Origin of the sequence: Pseudoalteromonas sp. SWYJ118 (assembly GCF_015864505.1) — a bacterium.
GTDB classification, from domain to species: domain Bacteria; phylum Pseudomonadota; class Gammaproteobacteria; order Enterobacterales; family Alteromonadaceae; genus Pseudoalteromonas; species Pseudoalteromonas arctica.
The window spans coordinates 528210-546350 of sequence record NZ_JADYXC010000001.1; the positions used below are offsets into that span (position 1 = coordinate 528210).

At 38.2% G+C, this 18141-nt stretch carries 19 protein-coding genes; 10 read left to right on the forward strand and 9 right to left on the reverse strand.

Features of this window, described 5'->3' with window-relative positions; all coding sequences use genetic code 11:
- The first annotated feature begins 13 nt into the window (after positions 1 to 13).
- Genes I6F48_RS02480 through I6F48_RS02495 form a run of 4 tightly spaced genes read left to right on the forward strand, consistent with a single transcriptional unit; the run spans position 14 to position 3188 of the window.
- Complete coding sequence (locus I6F48_RS02480) at positions 14 to 826, forward strand: MipA/OmpV family protein (protein WP_197118710.1); 813 nt, start codon at positions 14 to 16, stop codon at positions 824 to 826.
- A gap of 1 nt (position 827) precedes the next feature.
- The gene (locus I6F48_RS02485) at positions 828 to 1208 is read left to right on the forward strand and encodes a DUF3019 domain-containing protein (RefSeq protein WP_007584132.1); all 381 of its coding nucleotides are present in this window, start codon (positions 828 to 830) and stop codon (positions 1206 to 1208) included.
- A 14-nt stretch (positions 1209 to 1222) separates the two neighbouring features.
- Complete coding sequence (locus I6F48_RS02490) at positions 1223 to 1915, forward strand: response regulator (protein ID WP_007584133.1); 693 nt, start codon at positions 1223 to 1225, stop codon at positions 1913 to 1915.
- 25 nt (positions 1916 to 1940) lie between these two features.
- Positions 1941 to 3188 (forward strand): ATP-binding protein, encoded by a 1248-nt coding sequence (locus tag I6F48_RS02495; RefSeq protein WP_165740783.1) that lies wholly within the window; start codon positions 1941 to 1943, stop codon positions 3186 to 3188.
- Positions 3189 to 3276: 88 nt separating this feature from the next.
- Here the strand turns inward: I6F48_RS02495 and I6F48_RS02500 are convergent, their stop codons facing one another.
- On the reverse strand, positions 3277 to 3501 hold the full coding sequence (locus I6F48_RS02500) for a DUF3820 family protein (protein WP_007586607.1): 225 nt from the start codon (positions 3499 to 3501) through the stop codon (positions 3277 to 3279).
- 350 nt (positions 3502 to 3851) lie between these two features.
- A complete protein-coding gene (locus tag I6F48_RS02505) occupies positions 3852 to 5426 on the reverse strand; it encodes a cation:proton antiporter family protein (RefSeq protein WP_007586608.1) in 1575 nt (524 codons plus the stop codon).
- A 265-nt stretch (positions 5427 to 5691) separates the two neighbouring features.
- Between I6F48_RS02505 and I6F48_RS02510 the strand changes: the two genes are divergently transcribed.
- Together I6F48_RS02510 and I6F48_RS02515 are read left to right on the forward strand one after the other, a co-directional pair.
- Complete coding sequence (locus I6F48_RS02510; RefSeq protein WP_197118711.1) at positions 5692 to 6435, forward strand: sporulation protein; 744 nt, start codon at positions 5692 to 5694, stop codon at positions 6433 to 6435.
- 74 nt (positions 6436 to 6509) lie between these two features.
- Positions 6510 to 6959 carry a GNAT family N-acetyltransferase gene (locus tag I6F48_RS02515; protein WP_165728719.1) on the forward strand — a complete coding sequence of 150 codons (450 nt, stop codon included), beginning with the start codon at positions 6510 to 6512 and terminating at the stop codon, positions 6957 to 6959.
- A 241-nt stretch (positions 6960 to 7200) separates the two neighbouring features.
- Here I6F48_RS02515 and I6F48_RS02520 read toward each other — a convergent pair whose 3' ends face one another.
- The 6 genes from I6F48_RS02520 to I6F48_RS02545 form a co-directional block, all read right to left on the reverse strand.
- Complete coding sequence (locus I6F48_RS02520) at positions 7201 to 8556, reverse strand: sodium-dependent transporter (RefSeq protein WP_197118712.1); 1356 nt, start codon at positions 8554 to 8556, stop codon at positions 7201 to 7203.
- A 204-nt stretch (positions 8557 to 8760) separates the two neighbouring features.
- Positions 8761 to 10053: a sensor histidine kinase gene (locus tag I6F48_RS02525; RefSeq protein ID WP_101216201.1), complete on the reverse strand. Its 1293-nt coding sequence runs from the start codon at positions 10051 to 10053 to the stop codon at positions 8761 to 8763.
- A 19-nt stretch (positions 10054 to 10072) separates the two neighbouring features.
- Positions 10073 to 10777 (reverse strand): response regulator transcription factor, encoded by a 705-nt coding sequence (locus I6F48_RS02530; protein WP_024590954.1) that lies wholly within the window; start codon positions 10775 to 10777, stop codon positions 10073 to 10075.
- Between the two features lie 25 nt (positions 10778 to 10802).
- Positions 10803 to 11186 carry a DUF3019 domain-containing protein gene (locus I6F48_RS02535; protein WP_007586617.1) on the reverse strand — a complete coding sequence of 128 codons (384 nt, stop codon included), beginning with the start codon at positions 11184 to 11186 and terminating at the stop codon, positions 10803 to 10805.
- Positions 11176 to 11958 (reverse strand): MipA/OmpV family protein, encoded by a 783-nt coding sequence (locus tag I6F48_RS02540; protein ID WP_010553867.1) that lies wholly within the window; start codon positions 11956 to 11958, stop codon positions 11176 to 11178. The genes I6F48_RS02535 and I6F48_RS02540 overlap by 11 nt, the downstream gene beginning before the upstream one ends.
- 429 nt (positions 11959 to 12387) lie before the next feature.
- Complete coding sequence (locus I6F48_RS02545) at positions 12388 to 13191, reverse strand: hypothetical protein (protein ID WP_007586622.1); 804 nt, start codon at positions 13189 to 13191, stop codon at positions 12388 to 12390.
- A 113-nt stretch (positions 13192 to 13304) separates the two neighbouring features.
- On the opposite strand from I6F48_RS02545, the gene I6F48_RS02550 reads away from it, so the two are divergent.
- On the forward strand, positions 13305 to 14459 hold the full coding sequence (locus tag I6F48_RS02550; protein ID WP_197118713.1) for a serine hydrolase domain-containing protein: 1155 nt from the start codon (positions 13305 to 13307) through the stop codon (positions 14457 to 14459).
- Entirely contained in the window at positions 14456 to 14959 is a 504-nt protein-coding gene (locus I6F48_RS02555; protein WP_165728722.1) for a SixA phosphatase family protein, read from the forward strand. Before I6F48_RS02550 ends, I6F48_RS02555 begins: the two co-directional genes overlap by 4 nt.
- Before the next feature lie 80 nt (positions 14960 to 15039).
- Here the strand turns inward: I6F48_RS02555 and yhbY are convergent, their stop codons facing one another.
- Positions 15040 to 15336 carry a ribosome assembly RNA-binding protein YhbY gene (yhbY, locus tag I6F48_RS02560; protein WP_002963153.1) on the reverse strand — a complete coding sequence of 99 codons (297 nt, stop codon included), beginning with the start codon at positions 15334 to 15336 and terminating at the stop codon, positions 15040 to 15042.
- A gap of 88 nt (positions 15337 to 15424) precedes the next feature.
- Here yhbY and rlmE point away from each other — a divergent pair, with 88 nt between their 5' ends.
- Positions 15425 to 16054 carry a 23S rRNA (uridine(2552)-2'-O)-methyltransferase RlmE gene (gene rlmE / locus I6F48_RS02565; RefSeq protein ID WP_007586629.1) on the forward strand — a complete coding sequence of 210 codons (630 nt, stop codon included), beginning with the start codon at positions 15425 to 15427 and terminating at the stop codon, positions 16052 to 16054.
- Between the two features lie 66 nt (positions 16055 to 16120).
- Positions 16121 to 18064: an ATP-dependent zinc metalloprotease FtsH gene (gene ftsH, locus I6F48_RS02570; RefSeq protein ID WP_231609128.1), complete on the forward strand. Its 1944-nt coding sequence runs from the start codon at positions 16121 to 16123 to the stop codon at positions 18062 to 18064.
- Positions 18065 to 18141: the final 77 nt, after the last annotated feature.

An 18141-nucleotide genomic window follows, 5' to 3' on the forward strand; every position in this document is an offset into this window, starting at 1 on the left:
TATTTGCCTTTCGGTGCAAGCAACACAGGCAAGCAAGCATGCTGACGATTATACAGAGCAAGATATAACAACCGATCGTCTGCATTTGAGTTTAAGCGTGGGGGCTGGAGTTATAACCAACCCTTTGCATGGTGGAGATAATATTCCGCTCGTGCTTATTCCTCAAGTTGCGTTTTATGCAGAGCAATGGTTTTTTGATAATGGCCGTCTTGGTTATTCATTTTTGCAAACCCCTAAGCATCACTTTAATCTAGTTGGTGAACTCAACTCTGAGTCTCGCTTTTTTATAGACTGGCACCCTAAAAATGTATTTACACTACAAAGCAGTGCTCTCAACAATCAGTTCGTAATGCAAGATGAAGCCTCGTCCTCTCGCTATGTTGATATTGATAATTTACATAAACGGCTAATTGCACTGGATGCGGGTATTGCATATCACTATGTAAATGAAGACCATGTTTTTTCGGTTCAGGCTCTGCATGATATAACCGATGTTTATCGAGGTGTACGCGCAGCATTACAGTGGCAGTATCATACTGTGATAGGAAAGCTCAAAATAAAGCCAACACTTGGAATAAACTATAAATCTGCGGAACTAAATAGCTATTTTTATGGACTTAATGAGGGTGAAACTCAATTTGGCAAAATAGACGTTGGTAGTAGTTGGCAACCTTATGCTAAAATCGATGCCCGTTGGCCTCTGAGTAAGGCTGACTCTCTTCGTTTTCATGTAGCATATTACGACTATTCGGCTATGGATGGCAGTCCGCTCTTCGAACGTACTTATTCAATGACTGCATTTATAGGATTCGATCGTACTTTTTAATATGAAGTATTTAATATTAGTTGTCTTTATTACCACTTTTTTTAGTGGTTTTAGTGTGGCACAAACCCCTTTTTTTAGCGTTTCTCCAAAAGTCTGCGTTGTCTCTGAACAGCAGGGTTTTTGCGATCTTGATTTACAATTTAAATGGCAATTAAACACCTACAGTGATGTCTGTTTGTATCAGCAAGAGCAACGGCTTCAATGCTGGGAGCAACAACTTTCTGGGCAATTTAATTATAAAGCGCGTGTTCAGGTGGAGACCATATACTCCTTAATCAATCCTCATACGGGTGTGTTAATAGCAAAAACACAGGTTGAAGTACAAAGCGCCCATGCTAAAAAAAATAGGCGTAGGCTTCGCTCTCCGTGGAGCTTTTTTTAATTTAGGAGCAACTAATGCCAAAAATTTTACTTGTTGAAGATGATCTCGGTTTACAACAACTAACAAAAGATTACCTTGAACATAATGGCCTTGAAGTCGAAGTATTAGACCGTGGTGACGAAGTGTTTAATTACTTAGAAAACAATACACCCGATTTAATGATTTTAGACGTTATGCTGCCAGGTAAAGATGGCTTTAGCGTTTGCCGCCAAGTAAGAGATAAATTTACTCTACCAATTTTAATGTTGACTGCTAAAGGTGAAGATTTCGACCAAGTACTTGGCTTAGAGCTTGGCGCTGATGATTATGTAATAAAACCAGCAGAGCCACGTGTATTACTAGCGCGAATTAATGCATTACTGCGTCGTGGACAACCCATGGTAAAATCAAGCGAAGAGCTCCAGTTTGGTGATTTAGTCATTGATAAAACAAGTCGTATTGTAAAACTAAGTGATTCGGAGATTGTATTAACTTCGCACGAGTTTGAGTTACTATGGCTATTAGCGTCAAATGCGGGTGAAGTACTAAGTCGAGAACATGTGCACCAGCATATGATTGGCCGCCAATACGATGGACTTGATAGAACTGTGGATGTACGCGTATCACGAATTCGTAAAAAATTAGGCGACAACAGCGATAAGCCATATCGTATAAAAACTGTATGGGGACAAGGCTACTTATTTGTTTCTGATGCATGGGATCTTTAGAACTATTTAAGGTTAGTCGGCTTTAATGGGAAAACTGTTTACCAGCTTATATTTATATATCATCGTTTCTTTGTTTGTAGTAAGCGGTGTTATAGAGCAATTGTGGCCTTACGAAGAGTCGCAACAACAGGTCTTCTTAGATGATGAGTTTGGGCAATCACTCTGGTTGCTCTCACAAACTCCAAATGGTCTTAAAAAATTAAAGCACAACTTTGAAAGTAAAGTGATTGAACGACGTGATTTAATACTCCCTCAAAAACAACAATCGCAGCTCAACCAAAACCACTACTTATACTTATACGATAAGCAACAACGCATTGTTTGGTATGTAGATCTCGGTAATGATTCATTACTTCAAGTAGGACCGGTAGGTGTATTAACGCAGGAATCATCTTCTGTTTGGCCGTATTTATTACTACTTATTATTGTAGGTATACCTGTTGGGCTGTGGAGCTTTTTACTATGGCGCGACTTTGCAAAGCTACGTAAAGCGTGTGAAGCGGTAGAGGGTTTGCAAGACTTTCAACTAAACGACTCTTCTAAGTCTTTCTTTTTACCTATTACTGATACATTAAAGGTAATGCAGCAACGTATTGAGTTTTTACTTAGTGCGCAGCAAGAACTTACCTCATCGGTGTCGCATGAGTTTAGAACACCACTAGCACGTTTAAAGTTTGCAATTGTAATGCTGCAAGAACAAATGCTTGACGAAAAAGGTGAGAAATACTTAACAAACATGCAAACAGACATTAGCGAGCTTGAGTCACTAGTTTCTGAAATGCTCGAATACGCGCGATTAGACTCTCAACAACCTAGTTTACAGCCAATAAACTGTGACTTAGCTGGGCTGGTAAAAACAACTGTTGAAAAGCTAAACTTTGAAGCCCGAACAACGCTCTCTGTAAACCTCCCTGAGCATTTAAGTTATTACTGTGATAGTCACTTTATGGCGCGAGTATTTCAAAATTTAATTGGCAATGCGCTCAAATACACTCATAAACAAGTTAAAATTTCATTGCTACAAGAGACAAAACACATCGTATTGATTGTTGAAGATGATGGTGAGGGGATAGCTCCCGCTGAGCGAGAAAATGTATTTAAACCTTTTACTCGACTAGATAAAAGTAGAGGCAAGGATACCGGTGGTTTTGGTTTAGGACTCGCTATAGTTGCTAAAATTGTGTCGTGGCACCAAGGAGAGTGTAAAGCAGAAAGCTCAAGCTTAGGTGGTGCTAAATTTATTGTATATTTACCCCTCAAATTAAAGACATAAAAAAAGCGCCTAGAGGCGCTTTTTTTGCGGTTAAAAACCAAAATCAACAAGTAGCAATACAATAGACCGCAAGTACTTAAAAAAGTTCTCAACTATTTTTATTTTTTTCAAGTAATGGCATTAACATTTGCTCAAGGCCATTTAGTTTTACCTCATACATCATCGCAAGTTGACTACCTAGTTTTGAGTCAGGAAACCCTTGCTGATTAAACCAGACTAAATAAGGCTCTGGCAGTAAAAGCAATGGCCGTCCTGCATATTTTCCAAACGGCATTATGGTATTAATAGCTATTTTTAGTTGTTTTGGATCCATAAAAACTACTTATGTATTTAAAGTATGCGTAAGTGTAAGGGATTTTAGAGATATAAAATAGGCTGTGACGGGCAAGAAACAGCCTATTTTGCGAGGGAGTAGGCCCTCTGATTTAATAATTTTATGTTGATTGATATAAACCTAGTTGAACTTTAATTAGCTGGGATCTAATTAAGTTATTATTAGAACGTGGGTTCTTATTTAACCAACACAGTTAGTCTACCTGTTTTTCATTGTTGTGGTGAATTGGCTTGTAAAGGAATGTAAATAGAATTGCTTTTTATTTAAAAACTAATAACAAAGCCTTAACTAATTAAGGCCTTGTTATTTATAGACGTTATAAAAAGTAATTATTCGTTAAATAGCTCTTGTTTAACGTGCTCTGCAAAACCACTACCGGCTTCTAGGTAAAAGTTATAAGTAGAATGAACACCCATTTCTTCTAGTTCTTTTTGTTGATCAGGGTAGTTTGCAATAGCTGTTACTTGGCCTTTATAACCAGAGGCTTGTAGCTGCTCTAGAGCAAAGATATTTTGCATATGCTTTGGCATTGCAAGCATAACCATTTCTACTTGTGAGTGATTTACTCGTTGCCAAAAGTCAGGGTCGGTTGCATCAGCAATTAAGACGTTGCGGCCTCTGTTAACGTGCTTATCTACCACCTCAGGTTTTATATCTATACCTGCAACAACATTTGGGTGAGTCGCGTTGATAGTCTCATAAGCACCAGTACCAATACGTCCCATACCAAAAATGACTATTCTAGTATCGTTAAGGTTAACAGGTAGCTCTTCAGCTAAACGAGTTTTGCTTTCGAACTTTAATAACCAGTGCTCAATTTTGACGTACAACTCGTTTGAACGTTTATTTAATGGGGAGGCAATTATAAAGGTAATAGAAACAGCAATTGCCATTACAGCTAGCCATTCAGAGGTGATCATGCCTGTAGTTGCAGCCACTGCACATACAATTAAACCAAACTCACTGTAGTTAGATAAGCTAAAAGCAGTAAGTAATGATGTACGCGCGCGTAGTTTAAATATATTAGTGAACACATAATAAAGCGCTATTTTAACGGGTAATACTAAAATAAGTATAATAGCAACAATCAAGGAGTTAGTGGTTAGCTCTGCGCTCAAACCAATACTTAAGAAGAAGCCAACTAGCAATATGTCCTTTAAATTAAGCAGGGATTTTGATAGCTCGCCTGCCTTTTTGTGAGGGGCAAACATCATTCCTATTATTAATGCACCTAAATCGCCTTTTAGGCCTGCAAATTCAAATGCATGATAACCAGCAACTAGAGCAAAGAAAAAACCAAACAATGGTAATAGTTCACCATGTTTAGATCGGTTCAATACGCCATACATTACAGGTCGTAATAAAGGCAAAGCAATTATTAGTGCAATTGCCCATAAATTTGGGACTTTGCCGGTGCTAATAGCTAAAAAGATAACAGCAAAGATATCTTGCATTACCAATATACCAATGGCTATTTTACCGTGTAAGCTTGCCATTTCCCCGCGTTCTTCAAGCACTTTCACTGCAAATACAGTACTTGAAAAGCTAAGCGCAAACCCAACTAATAAAGCACTTTGCCAACTTAAATCAACAAATAGTGGAATAGCGAATACGCCAAGTAACAGCATAAAGCCACTAAATAACGCACTGCTAAAAATGATATGCAATGTTGCAGGTGCCCAAACTTGAGGTTTAATTAAACTGTTAACTTTAAGTTTCAAGCCAATACTAAAAAGAAGAAGGGTAACGCCAAGGGCTGCAATTGTATCGAGCAACTCTGTACTTTTATATCCCGATAAATTTAAAGCAAAGCCTGCTAATAAAAATCCAATAAGAGGAGGTAGTTTTAATTGATAAACGGCAAAACCACAAACAAACGCGGCAGCAAAATAGATTAGTTCCATAATTCTTAATATCACTTCATTTGGTGTTGCAGTGTAACGAAAAATTTATGCCATTGAAAATATAATAGACCTAAAAATGAACGCGTCTAATCAATTACTTGCCTTGCTGCGTATGAAAAATGCGCATTAAACACTTATTTAATCGTAAATAGTATGTAAATAACATTTTTTCACTGACATTAGCTTTTAAATATGGTTAAGATGCGATAACGAAGAAGTTTAAGCCAGAGCAAATAATAGAGCAGCTCAGCTTAAGGAGAGAGATATGTTTAAAAAGATTTTAGCGTCGGTAGGTATTGGTGCTGCAAAAGTAGACACTATTTTAGAAACTGAACACCTACAACCAGGTCAACTTTTTAACGCACAAATAGTTATCACAGCAGGGGATGTTAGCCAAGATATCGCAGGCTTAGATTTATTATTAATGACTCGTGTTAAAGTTGCGGGTGATGATGGCGATTATTTTACTAATCATGTAATTGAGCAATGGCGAATTACAGATATTGGTACAATTGAGCCAGGCGAAGTTAAAAACATCCTTTTTGAAGCACGTCTTCATTCTGAAACACCTATTACAGAAATTAATGCAGGTTATAATCAATCACATGTATGGCTAGAAACAGGCCTAGATATAGACTTAGCACTTGACCCAACAGATAAAGATCATTTACACATTTACCCTAATGAAGCGGTTAAAACGTGTATGCAAGCGATGGAAAAGTTAGGTTTTAGTTTAATGAAAGCTGACGTAGAAAAAGGCCACTTACGGGCTTCAACTTTTCAGTCATTATCTGGGTGTTACCAAGAACTTGAGTATAAACCTAATAGCCGCAGCTTATTTGGCATTCAGGAGATTGAATTATCGTTTGTACCAGAGGCACATAAAACACATGTGCTTATAGAGCTAGACAGAGCCTTTAAAGGCGATGGTTATGTAGATTTGACCATAGAGCACGATCATGTGAATCTATCGCAGTTGTGTGATCAGCTAGAGCGCTTATTTACTTAGTATAAGCTAACTAAGCTAGCGAGTGATTTTAATAAACCCAGCCTAAGCTGGGTTTTTTGCTTATAGGATTTAATATGCAGTTTAAATGTGAGCAGTTTGACGCTCTTGATACACAGACTCTTTTTACTATTATGCGTGGGCGGGTTGATGTGTTTGTTGTAGAGCAAAAATGTCCTTACCCTGAACTTGATGATGTAGATATTGCTTCAAATACACAGCATTTATATACATTGGATAATGAGCAACTACAAACTTATGCGCGTTGTTATGACAAAAGTGAGCAATACAGCGCAATAGGTCGCGTGCTAGTGAGTGAAGGAGCGCGTGGTAATGGGTATGCTACTTTACTTATTACTAAAGCTATAGACTGCTGCAAAGCACAATGGCCTGAGCGAGATATTTATATAGGTGCACAAACTTACTTACTTGATTTTTACCGCTCTTTTGGCTTTGAGGATTATAAAAGTGAATATTTAGAAGACGGTATACCTCATCAGGATATGATTTTAAAACTTACTAAATAATACCAACCTGCATAAATCTTTGATCAATTTAACGAATTAAATTGCACTATAACGTCGTTAAAAATTTTTTATTTAGAACAACTAAATACAAAAATTTTTGCCTAGTTCTAGCGTAATTTTCTTAACGTTAAATAGACCCCGTATATAAGCAGATTGGTATAAATCCAATTTAAGCAGTTATAAAAAAGCCCACTAATGTGGGCTATTTTAATTTAAGACTATTTTAAGGTTAAGGTATTATTTAGCTCAAGAGTGAGTGTAAAAACACCATACCAATAGCAAGTGGACACACAAACTTGGTATACCAAGGCCATATTTTCCAAAACAATGTGTTATGGACCTCAGGATTACCTTCTTTAATTGCTTTAAGTAATGAGCTTCTGTACCAAATCCAGCCTACAAATATACAACACATCAGGCCAAGCAAAGGTTGAGCTACTTTTGTAGTTAAAGTAATCACTAAGCCAAATAAGCTGCTAAGGTTACACACAATTATAATGCTAACGATAGCAATTAAAGCTCCAATCAACCAGGTTGCCTGAACGCGTTTCATCCCAAAGCGTTCTACAGTGTATGATACTGGCGCCTCTAACATTGAAATAGATGACGTTAAAGCGGCAATACTCATTAACGCAAAAAATGAAAAGCCCACAAATAAGCCAACTTCGCCCATTCCATCAAATAAAGCAGGGAGTACCTGAAATACTAACGTATCTTCAGAGAGTAATTTACCTGTTGAGGCCGAGAATATTTCAACGCCTTGAGCTTGCGCTATATACATAGCCGGAATAATCAGTAAACCCGCTACAAAGGCTATAAATACATCAATAAGGGTTACATAGGCACCTAAAGAAACAAGATTTTCTTTTTTGCTGATGTACGAGCCGTAAATAATCATTACGCTAGTACCTAGCGATAAAGAGAAAAAAGCTTGTCCTAGTGCGCTAACTAATAGTTTTGCGTCAAAAATAGACGAAAAATCAGGAACTAAGTAAGCCTTTAAACCTTCCATTGCGCCATCTTGGGTCATTACATAAGCAATAAGTGCAAATAAAATCCCCAAAAGAGCGGGCATTAAACGTTTTGACCATTTTTCAATACCGTTCTCAACGCCTCTACTGATAATAGCGACAGTTAGTACGATAAAGACGAGAGTGAATATAATGTTTCGGGTAAGTGATTGCTCGCTTAACCATGTAGATGCTGTGTTGGCACCAACTAAAGTGGCTATGGGTTCAGCTGTAGCGCTGAGCATCCAACCAGCAACAATGGCGTAAAAACTTAATATAAAGCCAGCACATAAAATACCGCCAAAACCAACAATAAAGGCAAAGTGTTTTTGCCATGGCTTATTAGATATTTTTTGAAGTGATGAAACCGCATTTGCTTGGCCATGACGACCAATCATAAGTTCAGCCATTAAAGCGGGGTAGGCTAAAAAGAACGCAAGCACTAAATATGCGACTAAAAATGCAGCACCGCCATTACTTGCTGTTTGTGTAGGGAATCCCCAAATATTGCCCAAACCAACGGCAGAACCCGCGGCGGCCATAATAAAACCAAAGCGAGAGCTGAACTCGCCTCTAACTGCGCTCATATTATTGTACTTCTCTATTGTGTGACGGCGGTGACAATCTACTGGAAATGTTAAAAAATAAAAAGTGCTTATTTGCTGATCTAGCACAATTTAATAAGTAAAGTGTGTGTTATAACCATCGATTTTAATTGTTGTTATCGAGTCGTTTAAAATAACGAGTTGATTTTGTTTAATAATTGTTAATTACAGTCTGTAACTATTGCTTTACGAATTATGATGCTGTGCAATAGTGAAAGTAAAACACGCACCACCTAGCTGGGTACTTTTACTTACTTTAACACTGCCATGATGCCAGTCGGCTACTTTTTCAACAATAGCTAGACCAAGGCCGTAACTTTTATCAGCTCTGTTACGGTGATCTTCTTCCCTAAAAAATGGGCTAAATACATTACTAAAATTTTCTCGAGCGATACCCGGGCCGTCATCTTCTACCGTTATTATAAGCTGTTGCTCGTGTAACTTTGCGCTCAGGTAAATATGTTGGCTTGCAAAATCACATGCGTTAGTTAATAAGTTAGTAATTGCGCGAGCAAGCCAGTGAAGATCTGCATTTATTATTTTATCTGTACTATTGAGCTGTACGTTAAGCATTTGCATTTCAAGTTTTGGTGCAAGTTGAACTAAAATATCTTCAAGGTAGGACTTAATGTTTGTTGATGAATAGGTCAGCTTATTAGCATTTTGTTCTAAAGTAGCAAAAGCTAAATAGCTACTAAGCATCGATTCCATATGGTCTAAATCATTTTCCATACGGGTTAAATACTGTTTTACTTTTTGCTCATCATGGCTATCTAATGCCGCATCTAAACCAAATCGCAGGCACGCGATAGGGGTGCGTATATCATGAGATAAACTTGAAGCCATTAGTTTATTTTCAGCGACAAGTTTCTCTATTTGGCTGGCCATGCGGTTAAAGGTAAGCTCTACGTCTTTTATGTAAGTAAAATGAGATACTTTTATTCGGGCTTGAACATTACCAGAGGCAAACTTTTTAGCGGCTTCATTTAACACGGTTAATCGTTTAGCTAAGGGCGCAATAATAAACCCCATAAATACACATAAGCCTGCGTAAAAGAGTAAGGTTAATATAATGTCGTTATGTTGCTCGCTATCAAAAATTTTATCTAAACGCATTGATAAGTGAAAAGGATTTAAAACAGCGCTGCTATAAAGCATATAAAAGCCTTGCTGATCTTCTAAAATCAGCCCACCCGGCGTATGCATTTGTAATAATAAAGAAGGCGGTAAAGCAAGTGATTCATTAGGTTTATAATCAATTAAAACATCAAATTCTAGCGCCAGTTGTTTTACATAATCGCTGCGCTCAGATGTGGGTATGTTAGCTAATTGCTTGCTAAAACCCATAATCATTTTACTTTGCTGACTAAATTCATCCTGTGGGGTATGCGCTTGTTGACTAAAAGCATCAATAAGCCAGCCCAATACCACAATAGATAAAAGTGCACTGCCTAAAAGCGATATATAAAACTTTTTCATTTATTTATTCATCACTTTATTACCACGCAGTAGAAACAAGTAAATATCCACGGCCCCAAATAGTTTTAATTTTTTCAGGGTTTTGTGGATCATCATTAAACTTTTTACGAAGTGCAGAAATAAGTACATCAACACTTCTATCAAGCCCATCGTATTCTCTGCCTTTGGTTGCTTTAAATACAGCGTCACGCGAGACCACTTGGCCTGCATTGCTCGCAAGGTAATGAAGCAGTAAATACTCAGCACTTGATATGTTTACGTCTTGCTTGTTGAGTTTTACATTTCTAGATTCGGTATCAATACTAAGCGTACCAACATTAATAACACTCTCGTTAACGTGTGGGGTATTTGGCTCATTGTTTTGGCGAAGGGCTGCTTTTATACGCGCTAGCAATGCACGAGGGCGCACAGGTTTCATTATGTAGTCGCTTGCACCTACTTCTAGACCAATGACCTCATCCATTTCTTCATCGCGTGCGGTGAGCATTATGATGGGCGAATTATAAAAACTACGAAGTTCTCTACACACGCTTATACCATCTTGCCCTGGAAGCATAATATCAAGGAGCACGATATTTGGATTTAACGTTTTGACTTGGCTAATTACTTCGTCACCTCTGTGACAAACATGCGTTGTGTAGCCTTGCTCTGTTAAGTATTCAGCAACCCATTGAGCAAGTGATACATCGTCTTCAACGAGTAAAATAGTGCCATAGTTATCCATGAAAATATCCTTAATGCGATTGGTATTAAAATAGTCGCCAGCGGCGCTTTTTTTGCCTGTTTTGATATACCCATTGAAGCTTTACTTCGGCAATACTAATTATTTTAGAGGTATTGCTGTCAAATAGTTCAAATGAAATACTTTGCTGTGAATCAAATGCATAATTAAAGGTACCGCTCTGTTGCTTGAGCCAACATTGCATTATGTACTTTGAGGTGGCGTCACGTAGGCAGTAATTACCAATGATAGGTTGCTCCCACGTTAGCGTTACGTCAGCATAGCAATTTCGCCCTTCGCGCAATGCAACGCAGGTGTCTGGAACTGCTATAAGTGCTTCAGGAGGTTCCTGAGCTTTAACAGTAAAAGTACTGGGGAAGATCAGTAATACACAGATCCATCTAAAATACATAACGTAGGCCTACCTTGGCTTTGTGTTGATATCCTTGGGAAATAATTGGACTGTCGTCAATCTCTTTTGAAAACCATGTGGTAAGCCAGCCGGATAAAAACACCCAATCTTGGCTTATTGGGTACTCAGCATGGAACTCAAAAATAATACTAGTACTGGCATTGCTGCTATAAATCGGGCGAAGGCTGGTGGCTTCATCGCTATCAATGCCAAAGTAATAATTGGTAAAGTCAGCAGAGTAGGCGCTTAAACCAACACCAGATCTAAACTCCCAGTTTCGCCATGGTAAAATGTGACTAAAAAAGCTGTTTATAACCCAGCCATTGTGCGCGCCAGATACATCATGAAGGTATTCAAAAGAGAATTGAGAATTTTCAAATCGACGAGAAAGTCGAAGGCCGACGTCAAAGTCGTAATTACGTTTTTTTATACCTTGGAGTTCTTTTATAACACCATGGTTATAGAATCCGAGGCCTTTTTCGTCAAATCCAGCTTGAGTATTTGTGCCTAATATATCTAGGCCCCAATCAAATTTATCTATAAGACTGTAGCCTATTACAAGGCCGCCACTGAGTTGATTGTGATCGAAATCAAGGTAAAATTTATCGTAGGAAACAGCAAGACTTAAGTCGAGCTCAACGCCTTTATCGTAAGACTCAATGCCGACAAGGTAAGAATCTTCAATATAAAAGCCCGCACCAGCACTCCAATCCCACGCAAAGCCTTGGGTTGGCTCTAACGTATTATCTGCATAATAGCGGTTACTTGCCATACTCGACGTGCTAAAAATGCAGCAAAAAAGCAGTGTTATGCTCAGTAAAGTATGGTTAAGCAAAGCGTTTCTCATCCCTTAGGGCCTAATTATTATTTGTTATTAAGCGTAGTATATTGTTAATTCGTTCCTTTAATCTGTAAAAAAATGTAGTAAGTGTTAGGTCTGTTGATCTTTCAAGGTTAAATTTGCAGCAGTCTGTTTGGTATTTAGGTAAGGCAGAGCCTATGCAGTGTGGCTATTCCCCATAAATGGGCGATAACGTAGCATTAATGCCAAACAGGCGCTGCCCAAAGGGTTCTTCCTAGGGGCTATTTACTCTTTGTTGCTCGGTTTTGACTTAGCCCACTAGGTTACAAATCTCGCGCCGCGATTAAATAGCCCCTAGTTTGAACAAATTTTAATCCGTAAAGATCAACAGACCCTAATTTACTGAACTTTAATTTTATCGATTAATATACTACTCAAGTAAAACTGCATCATAGGTGTTAATGCACTTACTTCTGTTCTATTACATGGACCGCTAAGTTTGGTAAGGCTAGATAGTTTTGACAACGTTTTGTACTGAGGTATTTGAATATCTTTGCCAAGTCTTTCAATTCGGGCCTCGTCAGTGTTTTGCTGATGAATAAAAGCGACAACCTCAAGCTCATTTGTTATTTTTTGCTCTTCGGTGAAATTGTAAATTAGTGGTTCACGATGAAAACTTGCACTGTCGATTGAAGATTTAGCAAACCAAACAACATCACCCGATGACTTGTGCGTGAGACGCATACTAACTTGTGCAAATATTGCAGCGCACTGTTGTGTTGGGTATTGCTGGGCAACATTTGAATATAAAGTAAATGGCTTCTCTGGTTGCTTTATTGCGTACTTAGTATCATCTGTGAAAGTTAAATCGAGTTGCTGAATAGTCAGTGTGTAGTCACTGTTATTTTTAGTTGTTACTTTTAGTTGTTTATCGTTCAGTGCTTGGCTAATTTGCGATAGAAGTTTATCGGTTACGCTTGCCTTATCGGTAATGATTTTTACTGTTTGGTTTCTAACTACTTTATGTGCAGGAAGTTGAACCGATTTAACTTTTGGAGATGAGTGCTCTGTAGTGTACTCAAGTTGATAGGTCTGACTTTTTAATGTTGGCTTTAATGGCATAGCCAGTGGTTCGGCCGGTTGCTTTGTAATAGCACAACCAGTTGATAATAAAATAAAAAGTGACACAACTAAAAAACGCATAAGTACTAAACACTCGCTTAAAACCAAATAATCGTCGTATTGTACGTTAGTACAAACAAAACTTCATGATATTATCTGCGCAGATGTAGTTAAAAAGATAAATTTTATAAAAAATGAAGTATCTCAACTCTTTATCGTATTGCCTATCTGCTTTGTGTTTGCTGTTTAGTTCTGTGGGTTTTGCAGCAAAAGCGGATCCTGATTGGGATGCATTTGTAAAAAAGTACGGCCGTTACGCACAAAAAAAATTAAAAAGTAAAGGTATACCCGGTGCAGCGCTTTCGATTGTAAATATAAACAATTCAGACTACATCCACACCATGGGCGTAACTAAATCACGAAATGGACAAAAAGTTAATAAGCATACTCGGTTTAGACTCGCGTCTGTTTCGAAGACATTTGCAGGCTCGTTATCAGCTAAATTGGCTGCTAACGGCCTACTGGAATTAGATAAGCCTGTTAGCGAATACATAACTGATTTTAAAGGGACTGTTTATCAAGATGATTTAAAGGTGTTTCATCTTTTAAGCCATTCAAGTGGATTAGTTCCTAATGCATACGACAATTTAATTGAATCTCGTATGGATTACCCAGGTATTGTTGAAAAGCTGCTTAGCGTCAAACCAATTTGCAAACCCGGCGAATGTTATGGCTATCAAAACGTTATGTTTAGTCTTATAGGCGATGTGATATTACAAAGCACCGATAAAAGTTACGGACAGTGGTTACGAGAAGCTATTTTTGAGCCATTAAAAATGAGTGATGCGAGCTTAGGTTTTGAACAAATGGTGCATGACAATAATTATGCTCTACCTCATGTGCGGGGTAAAAAACGCTGGTATAGCGCTAAGCTTAAAAAAAATTATTATAAAGTGGGACCTGCAGCTGGTGTGAACGCTAGCGCAAGTGATATGGCTATTTGGTTAAGAGCGCAGCTGGGCCAATACCCTGATGTTTTGTCATTGGATACTCTAGCAAAACAAACACGCCCTTATACACATACAAAAAAAGAAATGCATCGCAGGGTATGGAAAAAACACCTCAATGAAGCCTATTACGGATTAGGCTGGCGCGTTTATAACTATGCTGATGAAACACTTTACTATCATAGTGGCTGGGTGCAAGGTTATAGAAGTGATGTGATTGTATTTCCTCACTTAAATATTGGTTTTAGCTTAATAGTTAATGCTGAAACCGGCGTAATCAATGAGCTAACGACTGAATTTATCGACAGGCTATTAGAATACAAACGAGGTAAAAAAATATGAATAATAAAATAATATTAGCAATCACTTTTTTAATCATGTCATTCAATTGTAGTTTAGTGTTTGCAGCACCTGATGAGATATATTTGTTTCGTCATAGCGAAAAGTTAACGGGTAAAAATCCAGCGCTTTCAGAAGAGGGGAAGGCACGTGCAAATAATTTAGTTACGTTGTTTAAAGAACATCAAAATATACATCTTTTTAGCAGCAACTATAAACGCACGTTGCAAACAGCCGCACCTTTGCAGGCACATTTTAATACCAAAATAAATGTGTATAACGCAGGTAAGCTAAGTGATTTAAAAAATGAGTTACTAAAACTAAAAGGTGTAGTTGTTGTTATTGGGCACAGTAATACAACACCGCAACTAGCCGAGCTACTTTCGAATGAAAAAGTGCCAGCAATGAGTGAAACACAATTTTCTCAGTACTTTATATTGAATAAGAAGCGCAGTAGTAATGGTAGCGAATATGATGTAACCCATCATAAAATGAGTTTTTGATTTAAAATGTTAAATAATAAAAAACCAGCATTAAGCTGGTTTTTTTAATTTAAACGCACTAAATCCTTTAACAGGAATAATTAGTTACGCGGTAAATGTATTTTTTTCTCAACGCTTTGACGATAAAGCACAATAGTGTGACCTATCGTTTGTAGCTTAGTCGCACCAGTTTCACGTACGATTGCTTCAAAAATTAATGCTTTTGTTTCACGATCGTCAGTTGGAACTTTAACTTTGATTAATTCGTGAATTTCTAATGCACTTTGAATTTCTACTACTACGCCTTCGGTTAAACCGTTAGAACCTAGTAAAACTACAGGCTTAAGGCTATGTGCCTGACCTTTTAAAAACTGCTTTTGTTTGTTTGATAATGTCATGTTTATACAAATTTTGCTGAATATGGCTTGAATTAAGGGTATTCTAACGCCATCTAGAGAATATTACTAATTAGTTGCGTGTTAATTTATGACAAATAAAAAACAGTCAGCCAGTTCACAGCGATGGCTGAAAGAACATTTTGATGATAAATATGTTCAAGAAGCGCAAAAAAAAGGCTGGCGTTCCCGAGCGGTTTTTAAATTAGATGAAGTACAAAATAGAGATAAAATACTTCGTCCAGGTATGACAGTTGTTGATTTAGGGGCGGCTCCAGGAAGTTGGTCTCAATATTTGGCTGAAAAAGTAGGTGACAAAGGCCAAGTGATCGCGTGTGATATATTGCCGATGGATTCACTTGCGGGTGTTGACTTCTTACAAGGTGACTTTCGTGAGGAGGCTGTATTAAATGCGTTGTTAAAACGTATTGATGGTAAAAATGTTGATGTGGTACTCTCTGACATGGCACCAAATATGAGTGGCAATAACTCAGTAGATCAAGCGGGTAGTATGTATTTGGTAGAACTTGCGCTGGATATGTGTAGTCAAGTACTAAAGAAAAATGGCGCATTTATTGTTAAAGTTTTCCAAGGAGAAGGCTTTGATCAATACTTGCAAGATGTACGTAATAGTTTTAAAGCAGTGAAAATACGCAAACCTGATGCCTCACGTGCCCGTTCTCGGGAAGTATATATAGTAGCGACTGGATACAAACTGTAGTACAGTTGCTTGGCGTTTAGTTGAATTTAAATTAATTGGATACAAGAGGTTAACCCCTTGAGCGATATGGCGAAAAATTTAATACTATGGCTGGTGATTGCAGTTGTGCTGATGTCAGTCTTTCAGAGCTTTAATGGCGGCGAGCAAGTTGATCGTCAAACAAGTTATACTCAATTTGTAAAAGATGTCCGCAGTGGCTCTTTACAAGAAGTTATTATCGACCGCGGTACAGGAAATATTACTGGTACTAAGAGCAGTGGTGAGCGTTTTCAAACAACGATGCCAATGTACGATGAAGACTTAATAAATGATTTACTTAAAAATGATGTAAATGTGAAGGGTGTACAACCTGAAGAACAATCATTCTTAGCAAGTATATTTATTTCTTGGTTCCCGATGATACTGCTTATAGGTGTATGGATATTCTTCATGCGTCAAATGCAAGGCGGCGGCGGTAAAGGCGCTATGTCATTTGGTAAGAGTAAAGCTCGCTTAATGAGTGAAGATCAAATTAAAACAACGTTTGCTGATGTTGCAGGTTGTGATGAAGCGAAAGAAGATGTTACTGAGCTGGTAGACTTTTTACGAGATCCTTCTAAGTTTCAAAAACTTGGCGGTAGTATTCCTAAAGGTGTACTAATGGTTGGTCCTCCAGGTACCGGTAAAACGTTACTTGCGAAGGCTGTTGCTGGTGAAGCTAAAGTGCCATTTTTTACAATTTCTGGTTCAGATTTTGTTGAAATGTTTGTGGGTGTTGGTGCGTCACGTGTACGAGACATGTTTGAGCAAGCTAAAAAAGCGGCGCCTTGTATTATCTTTATAGATGAGATTGACGCTGTTGGTCGTAAACGTGGTGCTGGTATGGGCGGCGGTAACGACGAACGTGAGCAAACACTTAACCAAATGCTAGTAGAAATGGATGGTTTTGGTGGTAACGAAGGTATTATTGTTATCGCAGCAACTAACCGACCAGATGTACTAGACCCTGCATTACTTCGCCCAGGTCGTTTTGACCGTCAAGTTGAAGTAGGTTTACCTGATATTCGTGGTCGTGAGCAAATACTTAAAGTACACATGCGTAAAGTGCCATTAGGCGATAACGTAGAAGCTGCTCTTATAGCACGTGGTACTCCAGGTTTCTCTGGCGCGGATTTAGCTAACTTAGTAAACGAAGCTGCACTTTATGCAGCGCGTGGTAATAAACGTGTTGTAAGTATGGCTGAATTTGACGCTGCTAAAGATAAAATCATGATGGGCGCAGAGCGCAAGACCATGGTGATGAGCGAGCAAGAAAAAGCAATGACAGCGTACCATGAAGCTGGCCATGCTATTGTTGGTCGTATGGTGCCAGAACATGATCCAGTTTATAAAGTATCTATTATTCCACGTGGCCGTGCGCTGGGTGTAACAATGTACTTGCCTGAGCAAGATCGTGTTAGTCATTCAAAAGAGCTTTTAGAATCAATGATTTCTAGCCTTTATGGTGGCCGTATTGCTGAAGCGCTTATTTACGGCGCAGATAAAGTAACAACGGGTGCAAGTAATGACATTGAACGAGCTACAGATATAGCGCGTAAAATGGTTACACATTGGGGTTTAAGTGAAAAACTAGGTCCGTTACTTTACGCTGAAGATCAGAACGAAATGTATATGGGTGGTGGCGGTAGTCGTTCATCTAGCATGTCGGACGACACGGCAAAAGTAATTGATGCAGAGGTTCGATTACTTTCAGATCGTAACTATCAAAGAGCAGAAGAAATATTAAAAGAAAATATTGATATTCTTCACTCAATGAAAGATGCGTTAATGAAATACGAAACTATTGATGCTAAGCAAATTGATGATTTAATGGCACGCCAACCAGTACGTGAACCGCGTGATGCACATGACCGTCATGAAGCTAAACCGGTAAAAGCGGAAGAACCTCAAGAACCAGTTGCTGATGAAAATCAAAAGACTGATGATTCATCAAAAAAAGATGAAACAAACCTTGATGACAAAGCTGAATAATCGTTAAAATAGTAATGAAAGCCCCGAACTTCGGGGCTTTTTTGTATCAGCTATTTAGAAAAAGAATAAAGGTTGGC

Coding starts and splice junctions, on each gene's coding strand:
- I6F48_RS02500 (WP_007586607.1), bottom strand. CDS start 3,501: ATGGATCCAAAACAACTAAAAATAGCTATTAATACCATAATGCCGTTT.
- I6F48_RS02515 (WP_165728719.1), top strand. CDS start 6,510: ATGCAGTTTAAATGTGAGCAGTTTGACGCTCTTGATACACAGACTCTT.
- I6F48_RS02490 (WP_007584133.1), top strand. CDS start 1,223: ATGCCAAAAATTTTACTTGTTGAAGATGATCTCGGTTTACAACAACTA.
- rlmE (WP_007586629.1), top strand. CDS start 15,425: ATGACAAATAAAAAACAGTCAGCCAGTTCACAGCGATGGCTGAAAGAA.
- I6F48_RS02485 (WP_007584132.1), top strand. CDS start 828: ATGAAGTATTTAATATTAGTTGTCTTTATTACCACTTTTTTTAGTGGT.
- I6F48_RS02550 (WP_197118713.1), top strand. CDS start 13,305: ATGAAGTATCTCAACTCTTTATCGTATTGCCTATCTGCTTTGTGTTTG.
- I6F48_RS02525 (WP_101216201.1), bottom strand. CDS start 10,053: ATGAAAAAGTTTTATATATCGCTTTTAGGCAGTGCACTTTTATCTATT.
- I6F48_RS02510 (WP_197118711.1), top strand. CDS start 5,692: ATGTTTAAAAAGATTTTAGCGTCGGTAGGTATTGGTGCTGCAAAAGTA.
- ftsH (WP_231609128.1), top strand. CDS start 16,121: ATGGCGAAAAATTTAATACTATGGCTGGTGATTGCAGTTGTGCTGATG.
- I6F48_RS02545 (WP_007586622.1), bottom strand. CDS start 13,191: ATGCGTTTTTTAGTTGTGTCACTTTTTATTTTATTATCAACTGGTTGT.
- I6F48_RS02520 (WP_197118712.1), bottom strand. CDS start 8,556: ATGAGCGCAGTTAGAGGCGAGTTCAGCTCTCGCTTTGGTTTTATTATG.
- I6F48_RS02505 (WP_007586608.1), bottom strand. CDS start 5,426: ATGGAACTAATCTATTTTGCTGCCGCGTTTGTTTGTGGTTTTGCCGTT.
- I6F48_RS02555 (WP_165728722.1), top strand. CDS start 14,456: ATGAATAATAAAATAATATTAGCAATCACTTTTTTAATCATGTCATTC.
- I6F48_RS02495 (WP_165740783.1), top strand. CDS start 1,941: ATGGGAAAACTGTTTACCAGCTTATATTTATATATCATCGTTTCTTTG.
- I6F48_RS02540 (WP_010553867.1), bottom strand. CDS start 11,958: ATGGCAAGTAACCGCTATTATGCAGATAATACGTTAGAGCCAACCCAA.
- I6F48_RS02535 (WP_007586617.1), bottom strand. CDS start 11,186: ATGTATTTTAGATGGATCTGTGTATTACTGATCTTCCCCAGTACTTTT.
- yhbY (WP_002963153.1), bottom strand. CDS start 15,336: ATGACATTATCAAACAAACAAAAGCAGTTTTTAAAAGGTCAGGCACAT.
- I6F48_RS02530 (WP_024590954.1), bottom strand. CDS start 10,777: ATGGATAACTATGGCACTATTTTACTCGTTGAAGACGATGTATCACTT.